This is a genomic window from Laceyella sacchari, assembly GCF_004343255.1.
Classification (GTDB): domain Bacteria; phylum Bacillota; class Bacilli; order Thermoactinomycetales; family Thermoactinomycetaceae; genus Laceyella; species Laceyella sacchari.
The window spans coordinates 1-15,870 of the sequence record NZ_SMDD01000008.1; the positions used below are offsets into that span (position 1 = coordinate 1).

At 48.4% G+C, this 15,870-nt stretch carries 20 protein-coding genes; all 20 read right to left on the reverse strand.

Going from position 1 to position 15,870, the window contains the following annotated elements; all coding sequences use genetic code 11:
* Positions 1-575 (reverse strand): N-acetylmuramoyl-L-alanine amidase family protein (locus tag EDC32_RS15455; protein WP_132223686.1); only part of this gene is annotated, 575 nt, incomplete at its 3' end.
* Positions 572-787, reverse strand: coding sequence for a hypothetical protein (locus tag EDC32_RS15460; RefSeq protein WP_132223689.1), 216 nt, complete (start codon positions 785-787; stop codon positions 572-574). The genes EDC32_RS15455 and EDC32_RS15460, both read right to left, overlap by 4 nt.
* A gap of 4 nt (positions 788-791) precedes the next feature.
* A complete protein-coding gene (locus EDC32_RS15465; RefSeq protein WP_132223692.1) occupies positions 792-1,100 on the reverse strand; it encodes a hypothetical protein in 309 nt (102 codons plus the stop codon).
* Between the two features lie 38 nt (positions 1,101-1,138).
* Positions 1,139-1,396: a hypothetical protein gene (locus EDC32_RS15470; RefSeq protein ID WP_132223695.1), complete on the reverse strand. Its 258-nt coding sequence runs from the start codon at positions 1,394-1,396 to the stop codon at positions 1,139-1,141.
* Positions 1,396-2,751 (reverse strand): Gp37-like protein, encoded by a 1,356-nt coding sequence (locus tag EDC32_RS15475; RefSeq protein ID WP_132223698.1) that lies wholly within the window; start codon positions 2,749-2,751, stop codon positions 1,396-1,398. Before EDC32_RS15475 ends, EDC32_RS15470 begins: the two co-directional genes overlap by 1 nt.
* A 1-nt stretch (position 2,752) precedes the next feature.
* Entirely contained in the window at positions 2,753-3,955 is a 1,203-nt protein-coding gene (locus EDC32_RS15480) for a phage tail domain-containing protein (RefSeq protein ID WP_158283413.1), read from the reverse strand.
* A gap of 151 nt (positions 3,956-4,106) precedes the next feature.
* Positions 4,107-6,317, reverse strand: coding sequence for a phage tail protein (locus tag EDC32_RS15485; protein WP_132223704.1), 2,211 nt, complete (start codon positions 6,315-6,317; stop codon positions 4,107-4,109).
* Positions 6,318-6,494: 177 nt separating this feature from the next.
* Positions 6,495-6,842, reverse strand: a complete 348-nt coding sequence (locus EDC32_RS15490; protein ID WP_132223706.1) for a hypothetical protein — start codon at positions 6,840-6,842, stop codon at positions 6,495-6,497.
* Entirely contained in the window at positions 6,835-7,452 is a 618-nt protein-coding gene (locus EDC32_RS15495) for a hypothetical protein (protein ID WP_132223709.1), read from the reverse strand. The genes EDC32_RS15490 and EDC32_RS15495 overlap by 8 nt, the downstream gene beginning before the upstream one ends.
* A gap of 33 nt (positions 7,453-7,485) precedes the next feature.
* Positions 7,486-7,887, reverse strand: a complete 402-nt coding sequence (locus EDC32_RS15500) for a phage tail tube protein (RefSeq protein ID WP_132223712.1) — start codon at positions 7,885-7,887, stop codon at positions 7,486-7,488.
* A gap of 12 nt (positions 7,888-7,899) precedes the next feature.
* Entirely contained in the window at positions 7,900-8,310 is a 411-nt protein-coding gene (locus tag EDC32_RS15505; RefSeq protein WP_132223715.1) for a hypothetical protein, read from the reverse strand.
* 4 nt (positions 8,311-8,314) lie between these two features.
* Complete coding sequence (locus tag EDC32_RS15510; protein WP_132223718.1) at positions 8,315-8,785, reverse strand: HK97 gp10 family phage protein; 471 nt, start codon at positions 8,783-8,785, stop codon at positions 8,315-8,317.
* Positions 8,782-9,336, reverse strand: a complete 555-nt coding sequence (locus tag EDC32_RS15515) for a head-tail connector protein (RefSeq protein WP_132223721.1) — start codon at positions 9,334-9,336, stop codon at positions 8,782-8,784. The genes EDC32_RS15510 and EDC32_RS15515 overlap by 4 nt, the downstream gene beginning before the upstream one ends.
* A 55-nt stretch (positions 9,337-9,391) precedes the next feature.
* Positions 9,392-10,735 carry a phage major capsid protein gene (locus EDC32_RS15520; protein WP_132223724.1) on the reverse strand — a complete coding sequence of 448 codons (1,344 nt, stop codon included), beginning with the start codon at positions 10,733-10,735 and terminating at the stop codon, positions 9,392-9,394.
* A gap of 13 nt (positions 10,736-10,748) precedes the next feature.
* Positions 10,749-11,402, reverse strand: coding sequence for an HK97 family phage prohead protease (locus EDC32_RS15525; protein WP_132223727.1), 654 nt, complete (start codon positions 11,400-11,402; stop codon positions 10,749-10,751).
* Positions 11,403-11,456: 54 nt separating this feature from the next.
* A complete protein-coding gene (locus EDC32_RS15530; RefSeq protein ID WP_132223730.1) occupies positions 11,457-11,696 on the reverse strand; it encodes a hypothetical protein in 240 nt (79 codons plus the stop codon).
* Between the two features lie 10 nt (positions 11,697-11,706).
* Complete coding sequence (locus tag EDC32_RS15535; protein ID WP_132223733.1) at positions 11,707-13,743, reverse strand: phage portal protein; 2,037 nt, start codon at positions 13,741-13,743, stop codon at positions 11,707-11,709.
* A 13-nt stretch (positions 13,744-13,756) separates the two neighbouring features.
* Positions 13,757-14,962, reverse strand: coding sequence for a phage terminase large subunit (locus EDC32_RS15540; RefSeq protein ID WP_132223735.1), 1,206 nt, complete (start codon positions 14,960-14,962; stop codon positions 13,757-13,759).
* Positions 14,952-15,407: a helix-turn-helix domain-containing protein gene (locus EDC32_RS15545; RefSeq protein ID WP_246026975.1), complete on the reverse strand. Its 456-nt coding sequence runs from the start codon at positions 15,405-15,407 to the stop codon at positions 14,952-14,954. Before EDC32_RS15545 ends, EDC32_RS15540 begins: the two co-directional genes overlap by 11 nt.
* Positions 15,408-15,441: 34 nt before the next feature.
* The gene (locus EDC32_RS15550; RefSeq protein WP_132223741.1) at positions 15,442-15,669 is read right to left on the reverse strand and encodes a hypothetical protein; all 228 of its coding nucleotides are present in this window, start codon (positions 15,667-15,669) and stop codon (positions 15,442-15,444) included.
* Between the last annotated feature and the right edge of the window lie 201 nt (positions 15,670-15,870).

Genomic DNA, 15,870 nt, shown 5'->3' on the forward strand with positions numbered 1-15,870 from the left:
CGATACATCGGCTTCGGGGTTGTATCTTTTTTGCTCAATCCCAGCGCTTTTGCGATTCCTTCGACAATGGATTGAGCCAACCCATCCAAAAATTGCGCGTCACGTAACAACCGGTTTTCTTTTTCGTTGGAGATAAACAAATTTTCAAGCAAGATCGCCGACATCGATGTTTCACGCAGCACTGCAAAGTTGGCGCGTTTTTTGCCCCGATCATTAATATTGTGCTGCTTCAAATACTCCATCACGCGATCATGCACAATTCCTTGATAACGCGCCGTCACAGAAGCCGCATTTGGGTGAATAAATGATTCAAATCCGTTTGCTGAACCACTGGCGGAGTTGTTATGGATGGATATGAACAGGTCACAATTCCGTTTATTTGCGAAGGCGGCCCGCTCATTCAGCTCAAGAAAGCGGTCGTCCCATCTTGTCAGCGACACGGTTACATCATATTGGCCAAAGTGGTCATTCATTCGCTTGGCAATGTCCAGCACCACATCTTTTTCTTTCAGCCCGAATCCCACCGCACCGCTATCTTTTCCTCCGTGGCCCGGGTCGATGATGATATATCTCATTCTTTCTTTTCACCTCTTTGTCTTTGGTATGGGTTGAACGCAAAGATGCCCAGGGCAACCAACAGCCCACACAGCGCATTTAGTACATCTTCATATTGCGCCCATTGCTCCGGGGCAATATCAACACCGACAGCTCCCAGTGTTACTTTTATAAACGACACCAAATACACCCACGTTAAAGGGTTTCTCAGGTTTTGTGCGATACTTCGCATGTGATCAACCTCCCTGCTGAATAAAATAAAAAAGCGCTCCAATGGCGCTTATAATCATAGTTCCAATTATCGTTTTCCAGAGCCAGTCGATTTGTTGTTTCACCTCCTGCGCGGTATCTCTTGCCTCTGTTGCAATAATAAGAGCTTGGCGGCTACGCTCATCGGTGGCGTGCGTATCCTCAAGCTTCTCCTCCAACACATCCAAACGCGATTCAATTCGCTGAAGCATGAGAGTGGCTTGTTGAACTAAGTCATATAATTCACGCGGCGTGATGACGATGCCAATGGCCTTTTCTTTGCGGTTTGCACCCACCCCCTTCTTCACCCCTTTCTTCTCTCTTGAAAAAGCGTTTATGTGCTCGACTCATTCAGCCGCGTTACAAGCTGACAACATGCCTCTTTAATAGCGGCTGTTTTATCGGGTGCGGAAACGCCCAACGGCACCCATTCGTTTTTATACAATTCCCACTGTCCCGTGGTAGGGTTCAACTCACAACGGACAAGAAAATGATATGGCCAGTCGCTTCCGTCCTGTGGATCGATCTCGACAATGAGCATATTGGCGTTAGTTGGGAAAGCGTAATATTTGAAAATCGGCTCGAAGCGCATCACAACCCCCCCGTTTTCTTCGTCATGTTTTGAATCCAGCCCCTATGATCGGCGACTTTCTTTTTGTCATTGAGTCCGTATAAGGGAGCCGGAGCGGTTCCTAACCTAATCTGGATACTCTCCCCGTTGGCATCAACGGTTCCTGTCACTTCACGGATGAGAACATCATCATTTCCTAGTGGCGTTTTCACTCTCACGCGATCCCCCAGAAACCAGTCCTTGTGGTATTCCATACCGTCAACAGAGATGACATCAGCTTCAATGATTGTCTGGGAAGTCGATCTTCTTAGCTCATCATACAGATGCGGTTTCAACTCCTCGATCTCTTGCGTGTGATCACTGGTTGATGAGCGTTTATATCCACTGAACTCCCGGAATGCTTCGCGATCACCGTAGATCTGGCGGCTGGGTTCGTCTCCGCTATGGATAAAAACACGGTTGGGGCCTTCGCCGCTCCCGGCAATCTGGATCATATTTGCCGTTGGCGCGGTTCGAGTTCGCCTGATTCGGAGAATGTTTCCTTGATCTCGCGAGAAAACAATAGATGCCGTTTTGTTCGGGCATACCCGGAATTCATATGTGATCCACCAGCCGCCATAGGAGGTACCGATTGCCGGTTCATAAACCATTTTGGCGTCCAAGATGATTGGATGCGGTGGTTTCCACACTGTCCCATCCGGGTTGTACACTGTGGACTCGCTATAGTTTACGATTTGCTGCAGGATATCCATCATAGGATCGCCCCTGGTCACGATCGGATTGGGATTCGGGAAAGTGGTCAAGTCGCCCGATGGGTAGCGCTCAGAACCGACATCATTGGCGGAACCGGTCGTAAATCTCACATACAATTGAGGAATTTTTCTTGTTGGATGAGCGCTCTGGGCCTTGTTCTTTTCAAATATATCCCAAAAGACTTCGCTGCTTGATCGCGATGGTTCCCCCGGCTGTTGTCCCCGGTCGTTGGGGGTGTAGTCTGTATGGTTGCCAGCGGCATCCTTCATGAATGGTGACTGGAACACTCGCGGATGGGCCAACGCTAATGAGCGCTCGACAAAATCCATCTCATCCCCGCCGATGAAGGTCATGGTTTCGCCGTTTTGATCAAGATTGTATTCGTGATCTAGAAGCGGGCCGCTGAAAAGATATTGGCCGTTCCGCTCGACATAGATGCCACCTACGCCTTTGTTCCCATTAACAAGAAGCCCCAGGAACTGGGCAGTTGACTCCGACGAATACGGGAGCGTCAACACCCACTTTCCCAGGGCATTCATCCTCAAAGTGTACTGGAGCGAGATATAGTCCGTGATCTCGCCAATGAATTTTAAATTGACGTCTCGAATTCGGATCCGGTACATATCACACCCCCCAGTGAGGTTTCAGAATATATACATGATAGCGGCCGTTGGCCTCCGTCCCATCAATGTCAACATCAATTGTATAAGCCGTTCCGGTGTTGGGGATGGAGGGAAAGCTGTTGGCCACGGAATCAATGAAACTGTATAGATTCGTTCCGTCGTCTAGCTTAACGGTTCGCTTCCGCGTGTCTATCACCAACTTCCGCCCCGTGGGAATTGACGTGTTGATCTTGAGCCGGGGAGCTGTTCCCTCACCAGGTTCCGAACCGCCTGTCACCCATATAGCTACGTCGATGATAGATGATGAACCATCCACGTAGATCATCGGATACGCGGACCATGCACCGTTGTTGATGAGGTTGCTGACAAAATTTTGTGTGGATGAAGAAGTGATTCGTAAAGGCTCGTACCAGAACGGATCGAAAGCGCGAAAAGTAAGAATGACTTTCTGGAAGTATCCAGCGCCCATATTCGCTGGCGTCTCATCCCCCTCAAGCCCACCCGAATAGCGGCAATATAGGCGGTGCTCTGATCCGTCGGCATATTTGGCGAATAGGCAGCCGTCCACGTTGATGAGCTTGTTGGTGAGATTGCGCACTTTATCCCGCAAATCGGATTTTGACGCCCCCTCGATTAGCACCCCCAATTCCACGTCACGCGGTTGTATATCCGTGTTCATATAGATTGATCCTGGCTGAAAGGGAATTCGCTGTTCAGAAAAAGAAATGGATGGGGCACAAGCGCCAACCCGATGATACAGAAGGCTATAGCCAGTGGTTCCATCAAACCTTACCAGCTCTTGCCCTGGCGTTTCTCCGATCGTGTCCACATCCCAAGAAACAGTCAGATCGTCGATATATACGGCGTCGGTTCCCCCACCGTCTGTTTGCCCATCCTTGTCGTACTCGAAAGTTAAGGTACATTGGCCGCGTTGGCTCGTCGTGATCTCTCCCAAAGTCCATTGGCCATATGTTCCGCTTGTGATGTAGTTATGAACCAGCGAGCCATTGAAGTACACTTTTAATCCATCGAAACCCACTTCGCTATCCTGGTAATACCAATATTGGATCTTTACATTCCTAGCAAATGAAGGGATTGTAAAGACTAAATCAATCCGTGCGTATTGGTGAGTGCCGGCAACACTCACCATCGGTTGACTCCGGATCGACTTTGTCCCAGAGAAAGCGAGATTACCAGCACCCATCCACCCCGCGTTTGTCCCGGCCATTGTGCTAGGGTTAGTTACTGTTAAAAAAAGTTCGGTCGCGGGGAATGTCTCGAAATCTTCTGTTTGTGTGGTTGTTGCTGCGGTAAAAGCAATTTCCGGTTTTGTCCCATACCACATATAATCAAGCTCAGGCATCCAACCACTCCCATCTTCTCAGCGCCGCAATGGTTGACTGTCCGGTTGTGTCGCCGCTGCCGTGGTTGTTGATCGTGATGTTATAAGTTTTGTTTGTTGATGGTGCGTTATTGACTGGCTTTGAAAAGGCTGATTCGCCCGTGAGAGCCATTGAATTCATCGCCCGTTCAATCTTAGGAACACCTTTTTCTAGCCCTTTCGCAAACATGTTGACGAAGTTCGGTGCCCATCGGTCAGCCAAGCGCCCAGGACCTTCTTTGGTCGGCGAGGAGAAACCAATGAAGTTTTTTACTTTATTCGCGAGCTTCCGGGCTGCGCTTTCGACTGCTTTAACCTTACTGAGAAGCCCAGAAACAAACTCTGAAACCGCGTTTCGCCCGGATTGATACAGGCGGGACGGCAGGTTTTTCAAACCCTCAATCACCTTATCCATCCACTTCTTAGAGGCGTTCTTGAACTTCTCTGACGCCTTATCTTTCAACCAATTGGCCAAATTAGTCGCTTGTGTTTGAAGCCACGTTTTAATCTGTGGCCACTTTTGTTTGGCCCCATCAAGTACGCCCTGGAGAATTTCATTGAACTTCTCCTTGAACTTCCCACGCGCTGGACCGCCTAGGGAATTCAAACTGGTCACAAGCCATGACAAAAGCTTCCCCACAATCGGAATCCTTGAAAGAACCTGCCCCAACAGTCCAACCACCTTTGCTGGAGCGAAAATCAACATGATCAATTGGACGATTAATCCCCAGCCGTATTGTTCCCAAAGCGGTTTCCATGTAGAGGGGTTAAAAAGCGCTTTGGTAAATGCTATAGCAAATTCATAAGCAAACCGGATAATAGCAGGCATAATGGCTGGCAAAATCGATATCATCGCATTAATGATAGCGACTAAGGCGGCGGCCATTTGCGGTGCAATCTTTCCGGCTTGGGCGGCGATGGCTGTGGCGATTTGTGACCAAGGGATTTGGTTGAAGATGGTGGTGAACGCTTGGACTAATCGCGGAACGATCACGCCAGCGAACTGCCCAATCATGCCGATGCCTGTTCCGATTGCTTGTGCTACCCTCCCCCAGTCAATTTGTGCCATCTTCCCCTGTAACGCCACTACTCCCTTATTGATGATGTCAACAAAAGCGGTTCCGATGATGTTGGGGTCGCTTTTCTTGAACCCTTCGGCGATCTTGGACACCAGCGAGCCGAAGTTGTTGGCCAACCCCTCAAAAACTTGATCCAGCGTCTTCAATATCACTGAGCCAAGCGGCGCCAAGGCTTTGATGAGATCCCCGCCAACAATAGCGATGTTTTTCAGGATATTGAGTACCCTAGGTCCGTTTTCGCGGACGTAATCGAGGAACGCCCGGAAACCCTCGGATTGTTTAAGGCTCCGCGCCCAATCGGCGAATGACTGGGACATACCAACCATTCCGGCGCGCACGCTTCGCGTCAATGGCTCGAAGGCCATGAACAAGTGCATGATGCCGCGGAAGATGTTTCCGGTGGTTTGACCAAACGCCATGACGGATGGCCCCGCTTCTCGGGCAAGCCATTGAAAGAAGGCTTGGAATTCCGCCGTGTCCAGAGCACGAGAAAGGCCATTCATGAGTTGGGCGATTGCGCCCATTGCGGCATTGATCGCGGGTCTCATTCCCTCCAGCGTTTTTCTAAGCACATCGAGCGATACCACGAACATGTCAATAACCGGTTTTTCAAAACTCTTGGTGAAGTCTTCCCAGAAGCTCTTGAAGTCAGCCAAGGCCGTGGCCGCCCGTTGCTGTTCTTTGCCTAGCTCGCTCATGATATGTGCGCGTTCTTTCAGGAGTTTGTTGATTTTTTTCTGTTCGCCCAATGCTTGAGCTTTTGCAATCTTTTCGTTGATCTTCTGAACATCTTCGCTCACCTCGAAAACGTCCTTTAGAACACCAACGGCTACCGCGCCAGCACCAGCCACAGCCGCACCGGCTGCCCCAAACGATGCGACCAGCGCACCCCCAACCGCAACCGTTGCCGCGCCGATTGGCAACAAAGCAGGCGTCACCGCTGCGAATGCCGCGACCATCCGCCTACCCGTCCGTTGGGAGGTGGTTTGCAGGCTTTCAACCCTCTTTTCCATCCGCTCCATCTGTTTTTCCATCCGTTTGATCGTCCGGTTGAAGTCTTCAGCTTGAGCCGCGATCCTCACCAACACTTGAGCCGCAACTGCCATCCGCTCACCCCCTTCTCTTTTGGGCTTTCTTCATCTCTGCTTCTTCCTCTTTGCGCTTGAGTTTGTAATAAGCCATCCAATAGGCCAATTCTTCTGATGAGATGCTGTGAAGAAGCTCGGAAACGGTCATGCCCAGAGTCTCTGCCAAGAAAAAATAAAAGCGAAGCTCTGGGTGTTCTAGGAGTTTTTTTCTTTCGCCTCGATGTCATCCAGGCCGGACATTTTGATGGCCTTTTGGGCGATCCGTTCCAATGCGGAGCCACTTTTAGACAACAACATATCCCTGTCGGTTGGTTCAAATACTTGCTCGCCGCTCTCTGGGTCGAAGCAAGCGGCAATGATCAAATCTGGATAAAATCGGTCCAGATCCAATTTGCCGTTCTTGTCCATCGCGGCGTTGAGGATCTTGTTTCGTGCTGCGCCGGTTAGCGCTCGAACCAAAAAAGTTACGTCCCATTCTGGGACGTATAGGTTCTCTTCTTTGATATCCTTGATACCTGCTACTTTGTCACGTAGTTTAGACACGTGAAACCACTCTCCTATCCGAATCTGGTGTTCCTTCCAACTCAAGCGCTTCTTCTACTAACGAATCAATCGCACTGGATATTTCATTACTGGCTATTTTCATCCATGCCCTCAACGGCGCGGTGTTACTGTCTGAATAAAATTCCACAACAAAGGTTTTATCAGTATCGAGTAAATCAAATAGCGACGCGTCAACATACCAGCGGGAAAGCTCGGCGGATACGTCCAGCAGCCCCTGTTTTCGCTTAACAAATGAATCTTGGAACGCTGAGGCGTCCTGGTTATCCGCTTCAATTGTCCAGGAATACTCATATGATTCTGCGACCGTCGTCGGACTCAAATAATCGCCCTGAATCGTCACGGTTGCATCCGCTGGCAACGCGGGATTAAACGTTACCGCCCCCGTCAGTCGGTTCAACGTGTAGGTTGCCGGATCGGCCGCGCTCGGAGTTCCAGCCCCGCCCCCGTCTGCATCCACATACACCGTCACCGCCCCGAATGGAGCCAAAATGCGTTTGGCTGGGTCTGTGATTTGATATTTGATACCCTCTTGCAGTTCCGTGGTAGGCTCAGGGCTTGCCATGCTGATCGGCAAGCTCGCGATTTTCACAAGTGATTTCCTACCTGCGATTGCCATTAATCATCACCCCGTGACCCTTGTAACCGGCCCAGTTCCTTCAAGTTCAATGGATACCTCAACTACGCCATCTACTGAGCTGGATTCCTCGAAGCTGGCCACCTTCACCTCTTGCTGGAAACCATTCGTCCCGTCGCCCAGGAACTTCACATGCAAAGTGGTATCGTTCAACAGCGCGTCCAAGATAGCTTCTTGGCCGTTGGTGTCGCCCGGAGAACGGAAGCCAGAAAGCTCATAGGAAGCATCTTTCAGCCCTTGAATACGGCGAACAAAACTGTCTCCGAACCTTGTTACATCTTGGTTGTCCCCCTCAACCGTTGCGGTTCCCTCGTTCAATTCCATGACATTGTTAAACGTCGTGCCGTTCGTTGACACTTGAATAACTGTGTTGCGGCCTGATGTTGCCATTCGTACTCCCTCCTATTCATGAGTAGTAACAATCACATTGATTTCAGCCATAAGATGTGGCTGGTTTTTATCAAGCGAGACAAAAACATCTCCACTTTGTACACGGTTATCAAACGCCATCCCGCCCAAGTCGGTATTTGAGTTCATCTGTGTGATTACACTGCTTACATAAGTGTCTATTTCTTGTTGCGCTTTCTCCGCATCTTGCAACAATACATAGAGACGGATGATAAAACGCCAACCAATTTCAAAGGGTTTTACCGTTCCAAAAACCCTAGGGCTATTTTCAAATCCATCAAAAAAGATGCTGGCCGCCGGCAACTGCGCAAAGCGGTTAGGCTCATACGCAAACACCTTTTGAAAGTGGCCAGTATCTTCGAGGATCGTTTTAATCCGTGTCCTTATTTCTGCCAAATTAGCCATGCCTTCACCCCTCAATCGCTTGGCGTACAGTGCGAGCAAAGATGCTTTCTATCCGTCCGTCTCTAGCCATTTCATTAATCGGGGTGCGCAAAAACGCCTTTTCTTTGATTCGTGAGCCTGGATGATTAACGCTTTTTCTTATGAACACTTGCCCGTTAACCGTAAAACGGAGCGCCTTTGCACGTCTTGCTCGGATGATATGCGGTTTAGTTTTACCACCAAATTCATGAATCCGGGCATACTTAACGTTTGTCCCTACAAGAGCAGAGTTCCCACGCACCCGACCATTAATAGAACTGCGCAAACGCCCCGTGTCCACTAATCCGATTTGGGTGATGTACTTTTTCGCTTCCGCTTCCCCAGCCAACGCCACACGGTTCAATCCCTGTTTAATCGCCTTATCCGCTATGCTTCGATGATCTTTTAACAGCCTTTTAAGATCCTGGCTTAGTTCGATCTCGACATGCATCTTCATAGAATCACCACCCGTTTGTAGGGTGAGAGCAACTCTTTAATGACCGTCGGAATCCAGTGTGGTGATTGTGTAGAGTTCCCTGCTTGGTCAAAAGCGGAAGAATAGCTTGCGATGTCGGTTTTGTATAAATACTCCACCCACTTTAAGCAAGCCAGTTGAATATCATCAGGAATTGTGCTGTATCCGGCGGTATATGTTACTAAGTAATTTTGAAAACCACGAACCCACCCGCTAGCGTTGTATAGGCGACCATGAGCGTCTACACGGTAATTATCCATCTCCAAAATATCAGTGATACCGTTGCCCACATACTTCACGGATGCGATAGAACTGACCGGCTTATTTTTCAGAAAAAGCAAGTCCGTCCCATTGCCGTCATACGCTTCGTCAGTGAAGGTCCTTTCCTTGACCTTACGTTTAATATAGTTTTCGATTGCAATCGTAGTCCCGTTAATTAAGATTTCCAAGCGGGCATCCTGTGAGGTGTCTGTGATCTGCAAATACTCTTTAGCATTGGCTAACGTGGTCAACGCATACGGCGAGATAGCCATTTATATCACCCCGCCTCCCTTTATGGAAGAGAGGAGGCATAACGCCCCCTCAGTATTAAGCCGGTGCATTGACCAGCTGTTTAAATGCTTCGGGTTGCGCTACTTTCCCATCAACACGCATAGAAGCACGGAACGTGAGTAACCCAGTGTTGAATGCATAATGCTCGGAACGCTGGATGGTGATCCCGCGACGTTGGCCAATCAGATAGAAGCGGAAGTCACCGAAAAGAATTTGGTTTCCATCGGTTGCGTCATCGCTGATGTTATCTGTGATAATGACTGGACGGCCAAGCAGTTCACCGGCCACACCTTCCGTCAAACCGCCACGGCTGATATCCCACAAGTAACGGTTATTTGCATCTTTCAGCTCGCGAATGGCTTGAGCAGACGTGCTGTTCATGACCCAAACAGCATTCCGGCGGTAAGGCGCTTTTAGGCTGAAAAAGTGCGCGATAATGTCCCCAGCCCCCAATCCGGCGGCTTTATCTCCAAATGCAACATCATCAGCATCGTTTTCAACGATATTGGGATCGTTTAGAATTCCGGTTGGTTGATTGGTTCCTGTCCCCTCCAAAAAGGCTTTGTCCTCTGCCTCGGCAAAGTCGCGAGCGAACACATCACTGAGGTATTCAACGACATTGATGCCGCTATCCTCAAGCAGCTCTTCTGTTGATTGAATAAGGCGAGTGTATTTAAACGGGGTCAAAGCGATCTGGCCAAAAGTGGGGTCAGTTTCCGTGTACGCAGTACCTTCTCCCACCCATCCGCCGGACCCGCGAGTAGATTCCACCGGAACCTCAAGTCGATTGGTGTTCATCGTGAATATGCGGGCACCTGCCCGACGAATTGCCACGTCATTCTCAAGTTTGCGGATTACTTCTCGTTCAAACTCTTCCGGTACTAAGTAACCGCCGGCGGTGTTGGTTCCCTCGCTCAAATCCTTGTACAAAAACTGTCCAGTTTTTGCGTAATGAAGGAAGTTTTTCATTTCTGGGCTGAGCTGATCACGCCCAAATTGCGTGTTTGCATAAACGTTTTTCGGGCGGGAGCTGTATTTAAACTCGTTATTCATATAGGCGACGAAGTATGGGTTATCCAACAGCCCTTTCTTATCCCACCCCTTTTCTTTGATCTTCTCGTGCATTTTCTCTTCGGCCTTTTTCTCGATCAACTCCTCAAAGCGTTTAAGGCCGTCTTCCAAAGTCCTCATTTTCTGTTCCACATCATACTCGGCGGCCTTCATAGCCTCTTGGATCTGCTTTTCAGCCTTCAAGTCCATGTACTCTTTTTGCTCTGCAAGTGGCAAACAACGTTCACAGCCGCAATCGAATAATGCGGCTGTTTTCAGCTCCATCAGACCCTCTTGGGTTTTGTCCTGGTATTTGCAAACTACTTTCATTTGTTCATCCTCCTCATAGATAGCCCATGTGTTTCAAAACAGCAAAAGATATATCTACTTTCTGTTTTGGTTCAAAGTCAGGCTTATGGGCTGGTTCATGTTTTACTGACTGGCTTTCCAGCTTTTTTTGCAACAAAGAAAGACGCTCTTCCAATCTGGATAGCGTCTCAATGATTGAATCGTCGGTATATGATTTCACGCTGGCCACTCCCGCAGCTGGATTCATAGGAATTGGCACAATGCTTACTTCAAACAAATCTATACGTTTCAACTCACGCACAACCAGCTCGCGACCGCCAACCTTTTTCCTCGCCAGCTCCGTTTCAAGCGGAATGTAGCCGAAAGAATTGCGGGAGATATGACCTTCTTTGACCGCGTAGTACCATTCCTCAGCTCGCTCTCTGAGGCGTTGGCTTTTGCTATTCACGGCAAGCTTTCCAACATAATAAAGCCCCTTCTCGTCTTCCGTGACGGTCGCATGCCCAATGACCCCCTCATCATGATTTGCCATCAGAGGAACGGTGATGCTCTTTTTACCAAGCGCTCCCTTTTTGAGAATGTCATATCCGCGATCCAGAACATCAAAGACACCAGCGTAACCGGTGATCGTCCCGAACTCGTCCTCGGCCGCCTTGACTTCAAAGGACATATATGATTTTTGTTCCATTCAATCACCTCCACATTGCGGCATGTTCAAGGCCGCAGCCACCGCAATATCATCTTACTTTTTGCCACTTTTACGCTCTTTCTTCTCCTCTACTGGTTGAGTCTTTGCCACTTCTACCTCAAGTGCCTTGACTTCAACAGCCTTTGGCTCAAATTCAACAACAGCAACGGTTTTCCCATCGTTGCTCATTTTTAGCTCTAGATTTATCAATCGATCCAACGGCTGGTTGTTTAGCATTACTTGAGCGCCTGCCAATTTTCCGTTAACAGATTTGATATATAACTTACTCACCATCCAAACCCTCCTAATCAATCACTGGCACAATGGTACACCGGCATGACGGATGAAGCGGCGGATGCCCCACCGGTTCATAACTCGCCTTCATCCTCACTTGTTTCCCATCGTTGTCAGTGGCTTCAAATTCTTGATCCAAATCCAAGAAATTTTCTTCGATTCCAATGATCTTCCCATCCAGAGCTTTACAAAATGGGCATGTGCGCTTGTCATCAGTGTCCACCCATTGGATTTGCCGGATGTCAGCCCACTTATAAGTAGCCTTGGCTCCGGCGTTTGATGAGCGGATAATTTCGGATCGTGCGATCATCTCCGCCTTGGCTTCGCTATATTGGTTGAACTTCGCCCGGATTTCATCGCGTAGCTTTGTAATCGCCCAACCTTCTTCTTGGGCTTTGGCGACTAGGCTAGTTAGTTCAGTAATCGACGTTTCAACCATTGATTGGGCGAATTTCGGGATGTAACGGTCAAGGAAACTGAGCACCTCCGGGTTCAACTGATCTAATGATATTCCCAAATACGCCGCCGCTTCCTGGCTGGATTGCTCAGCTGCAATGCTAATGAAATCTTCAACTACATCCCGCACTTCATCTTCCCACTCGCTCCTCTTGGCCTGAATTTGATTGCGAATATCATCGATGTTCCCGCTCATGTTCAACCCTTTTTTCCAGCGTTGGAACATCTTCGTAAGAGCGTTTTTCATCTTCTCAATCAGGACATCTTGAAGAGATAACAAAACACGGATGAAGTCCTTTAGATTTGCTTTGTTTTCTGCTAAAAAAAAAGAACCCTTCTGTTGATTGTCAGGCGGTTCTTCTTTGTTCATATCCTCTGGTATTTGTGGGTCGTGTGCATTTAGCTCAAATATAAACTTCTGACCATATTCCCCCTCGACCGGACTAAAACCAAGCTCAGCGCGTGCTTCATCGAGCTTGATAATCCCCTTTTCCCACTCAGCCACTACCCGTTTACTCTTTTCGTTTTCATCTTCTTGAAGTGCTTGAATTTCACTCAAATCAAAGCGCGCACAGACACCCTCTTCATAGATCAGCAATTGGCTGTTTATCTTGGCTTCAATGCGACGAAGTATAGGAATCAACGAATCTTCCCAAAACTGCCTCCTTGCTTCTTTATACGTCGCGCGTTGCTCACTATACTTGATGCCCACCCAGGAATGAACGATCACCGGATGTACCTTGAATGCAGCACAAATGCGCGTTTCAACAAGTGCACGAAGCGATTCAAATTCCATATCTTTAAAATTCATGCCAAGCTGTTCATATTTGGCACCCTTACCCAACACAGCGGTGCGAAACAGTCCTTTTACATAGCCACTAAACTTCCTATGCCACCGATCTTCGATAGCCTGCGCTTCTTCCTCCATCAGCTCCTGATCTGTGCTTAAAATCCCAAACGGGACGGCGCTGTTGGAGAAGAACTGACGGGTAAAGTCAGTTGCATTATTATCAATCGCCAGTTCCTTGTAGATCCGTTTTAGCGGAGAGAGTCCATCATGCTCATTAAGCGGATCAGGCAAAGGCAACCGTAATACTTGATACGCTGGATAAGTAATTTCAGCTCTTTGGCCGTTAGGCAATACTGGACGATAACGATAACCTGAAATAAACAAGTTTTCGTCCGGTATCGGTTCTATCAGATCAGGACGCAACAACCGCAGTCTTTCCACTGGCCCTCTTTCACTTTGACGGTCAAGCAAAATGTAAGCTACCCCACCTGTGTACAAGTGGATCACCAGCATCTCCCACATTTCAAATGAAGACATATGTTCATTTGGATGATCGATCAACTTTTTAAGCCAATGGCTTTCAAGTTCGATATCTTCACCGTTTGGTTGCCGGCGATATATTTTAAGAGGTGCTTCCGACAGCGATGTTGCAATTAGATTGATACAAGCGGAGGAAAGAGAGTTTACCCTATATCCGATCTCGGTGAGATGATATTTGTTTTCCGTATCCGAGACACCGCTTATATCTGTCCAAATCGGAGTCCCCAACCCCTTGCGTTGAATCCACTTTTTCCAGTCCATCTACTCACCTCCTTCAAATGAAAATCTGAACAGGTGTTTTATTCAACGTATTCCAAGCGGCCAGAGCCAAGGCAATCACGCAATCGTCATGTTTCCCCTCTGGCGCTCCGTACCGGACAGATCCGCCTTTGGTGATCTCATATTCAAACATGACCAATTCATCGAACAGCACCGGGATTTCCGGAAAGCTGATCTCCTGGCGTTCAATGGCCACTGACAACCGGTTAATGAGTTGTTCCTTAGTGGTGTTGTTGAATTTGTAGCCTTCTGACTTAATTCCTCGTCGACGAATCATTTCATAAATCGGATCGCCAACTCCAGTAGAATCAATCAGAACAGGTGCACTATTGTATTTTCGATATAGCGACTCCAACCGATTGACCTGAATTTCCCAATCCACTTGATTGAACCGATCCCACGCCACAATATGACGTGTATCTTCCCGCATGACGAACATCACGGAATAGTCCTGGTGTTTTGCCACGTCCCAACCGATGCGGTAGGTTTTCCCTGGGATCGGCTCCTCGAAATCGCCCTTTACACAATTTTGAATGCCCCGGAACACAGCGGATTCGCCCTCGACAAACTCGGCCATGTATTCCTGGCGAAAAATCCGCTCGGGCAAACTGCGCCTGGCCTCTTCGATCTCTGACCGTGGGATATAGGGATTTGATTCTGTGGTGAAGTGAAAACTTTCATAGTCTGGCCATTCTGGGTCTCGGCCACGGGTGAACATCTGATGAAACCAGTGCCCCACCCGTTTCGGCGTGCCAATAATGACAGCTCGTCCTGGCTTGTCAGAAAGGGTAGGACGGATTGATGCTTGCCAATCTTCGTCCTTGATGTCCTGCGCCTCGTCAATGACCATGAAATGGACACCCTCACCACGCAGGTTATCGCCTGCCTTAGCCGCTTTAAATTGGGTGATCGTGCCGTTGATCCATTGTATCTCCATTGGGGGACTTTCTTTTTTTCTAGTGATTGCTTTCTCGAAATGGCGTTTCATCAATCTGTATGCAATCTGACACTGTTGGTGAGTAGGAGCCACCCACCAAGTCATTTGGTCTGGAACCTTCAACGCTTCTTCAACCATTTCATTGACTGCTGCATATGTCTTCCCAAACCGGCGGCCGCAAGTCGCGACTCGAAATCGAGCTTCTGATTGATGCAGAGGGATTTGTCCTTCATGCGGTGTGTACAACTTAATCCTAATCTTCATTGTCACTCACTCCTGACGAGCCGCCCCACTCAACCACGATCTCGTGTTCAATCTTGCCTTCATGCTCGGTTATAACTTTATCCCGCCAATCAACAGGCTTCCGGTTTTTTAGCCAAAAAATAGCCGCCGTTGTGTTTGGCGGTTGATACTTGCGAAGCGTTACCACTTCGCCTTTATTCGTTAACGCTTCTTCCTCATAGTGATAGCCAAGCGCCGACTTAAGAAGGGCGTTTTCGACTTGTCGATCCACCACCTCTTTGCCCTTTTTTAGGGCCTGAAAAATCTGCACATACTTCTTTTTCCACTGATATAGTGCCCTCACGCTGATTCCCATGTTGTGTGCTATTTGTTCATCGGTCAGACCGTCCCGTGCCCACCCCTCCAACAACAACAACGCTTCCTCGGTCAACCACTCCTGATACTTGCCTTTTGCCACTACATCCACCCCACCTCCGTCAAATGAAAAAAGCAGGGTATCATTACCCCTGCTTCTCAGTATGTTCAATCCCTACCGGGCTGCCATCTATCACACTTGCCGCATGAACCTTTATCCATTCGCCAGCTGCTACAGTAAGAAGTGGGAACCCTTTTTTGCTATGGAAAGTGATAGCCCCATCTTTAATCTCATACTTTTCAGCGTGAAGCCAAAGTGTTTCCCGTTTAGTCTCGATTACCCAATACCAGTCACCATGTCTGTTTTCTGCCATAATGCAACTCTCCATTTTTTATCCTATTGTACCACACCCCCACAGCTTGATTTGCTCCGCCAACGTGGATACGATAAAAGAAAAAGCCGGGGAGAGAACCCCGACTTGGTTTATTTTTCTTCATAATAAATGTCTTTCCCGTACTTCTTTGAGCAGTCATAGCATTTTGGATTGCTCTGATTCGTTTTCATCTCGTCTCCA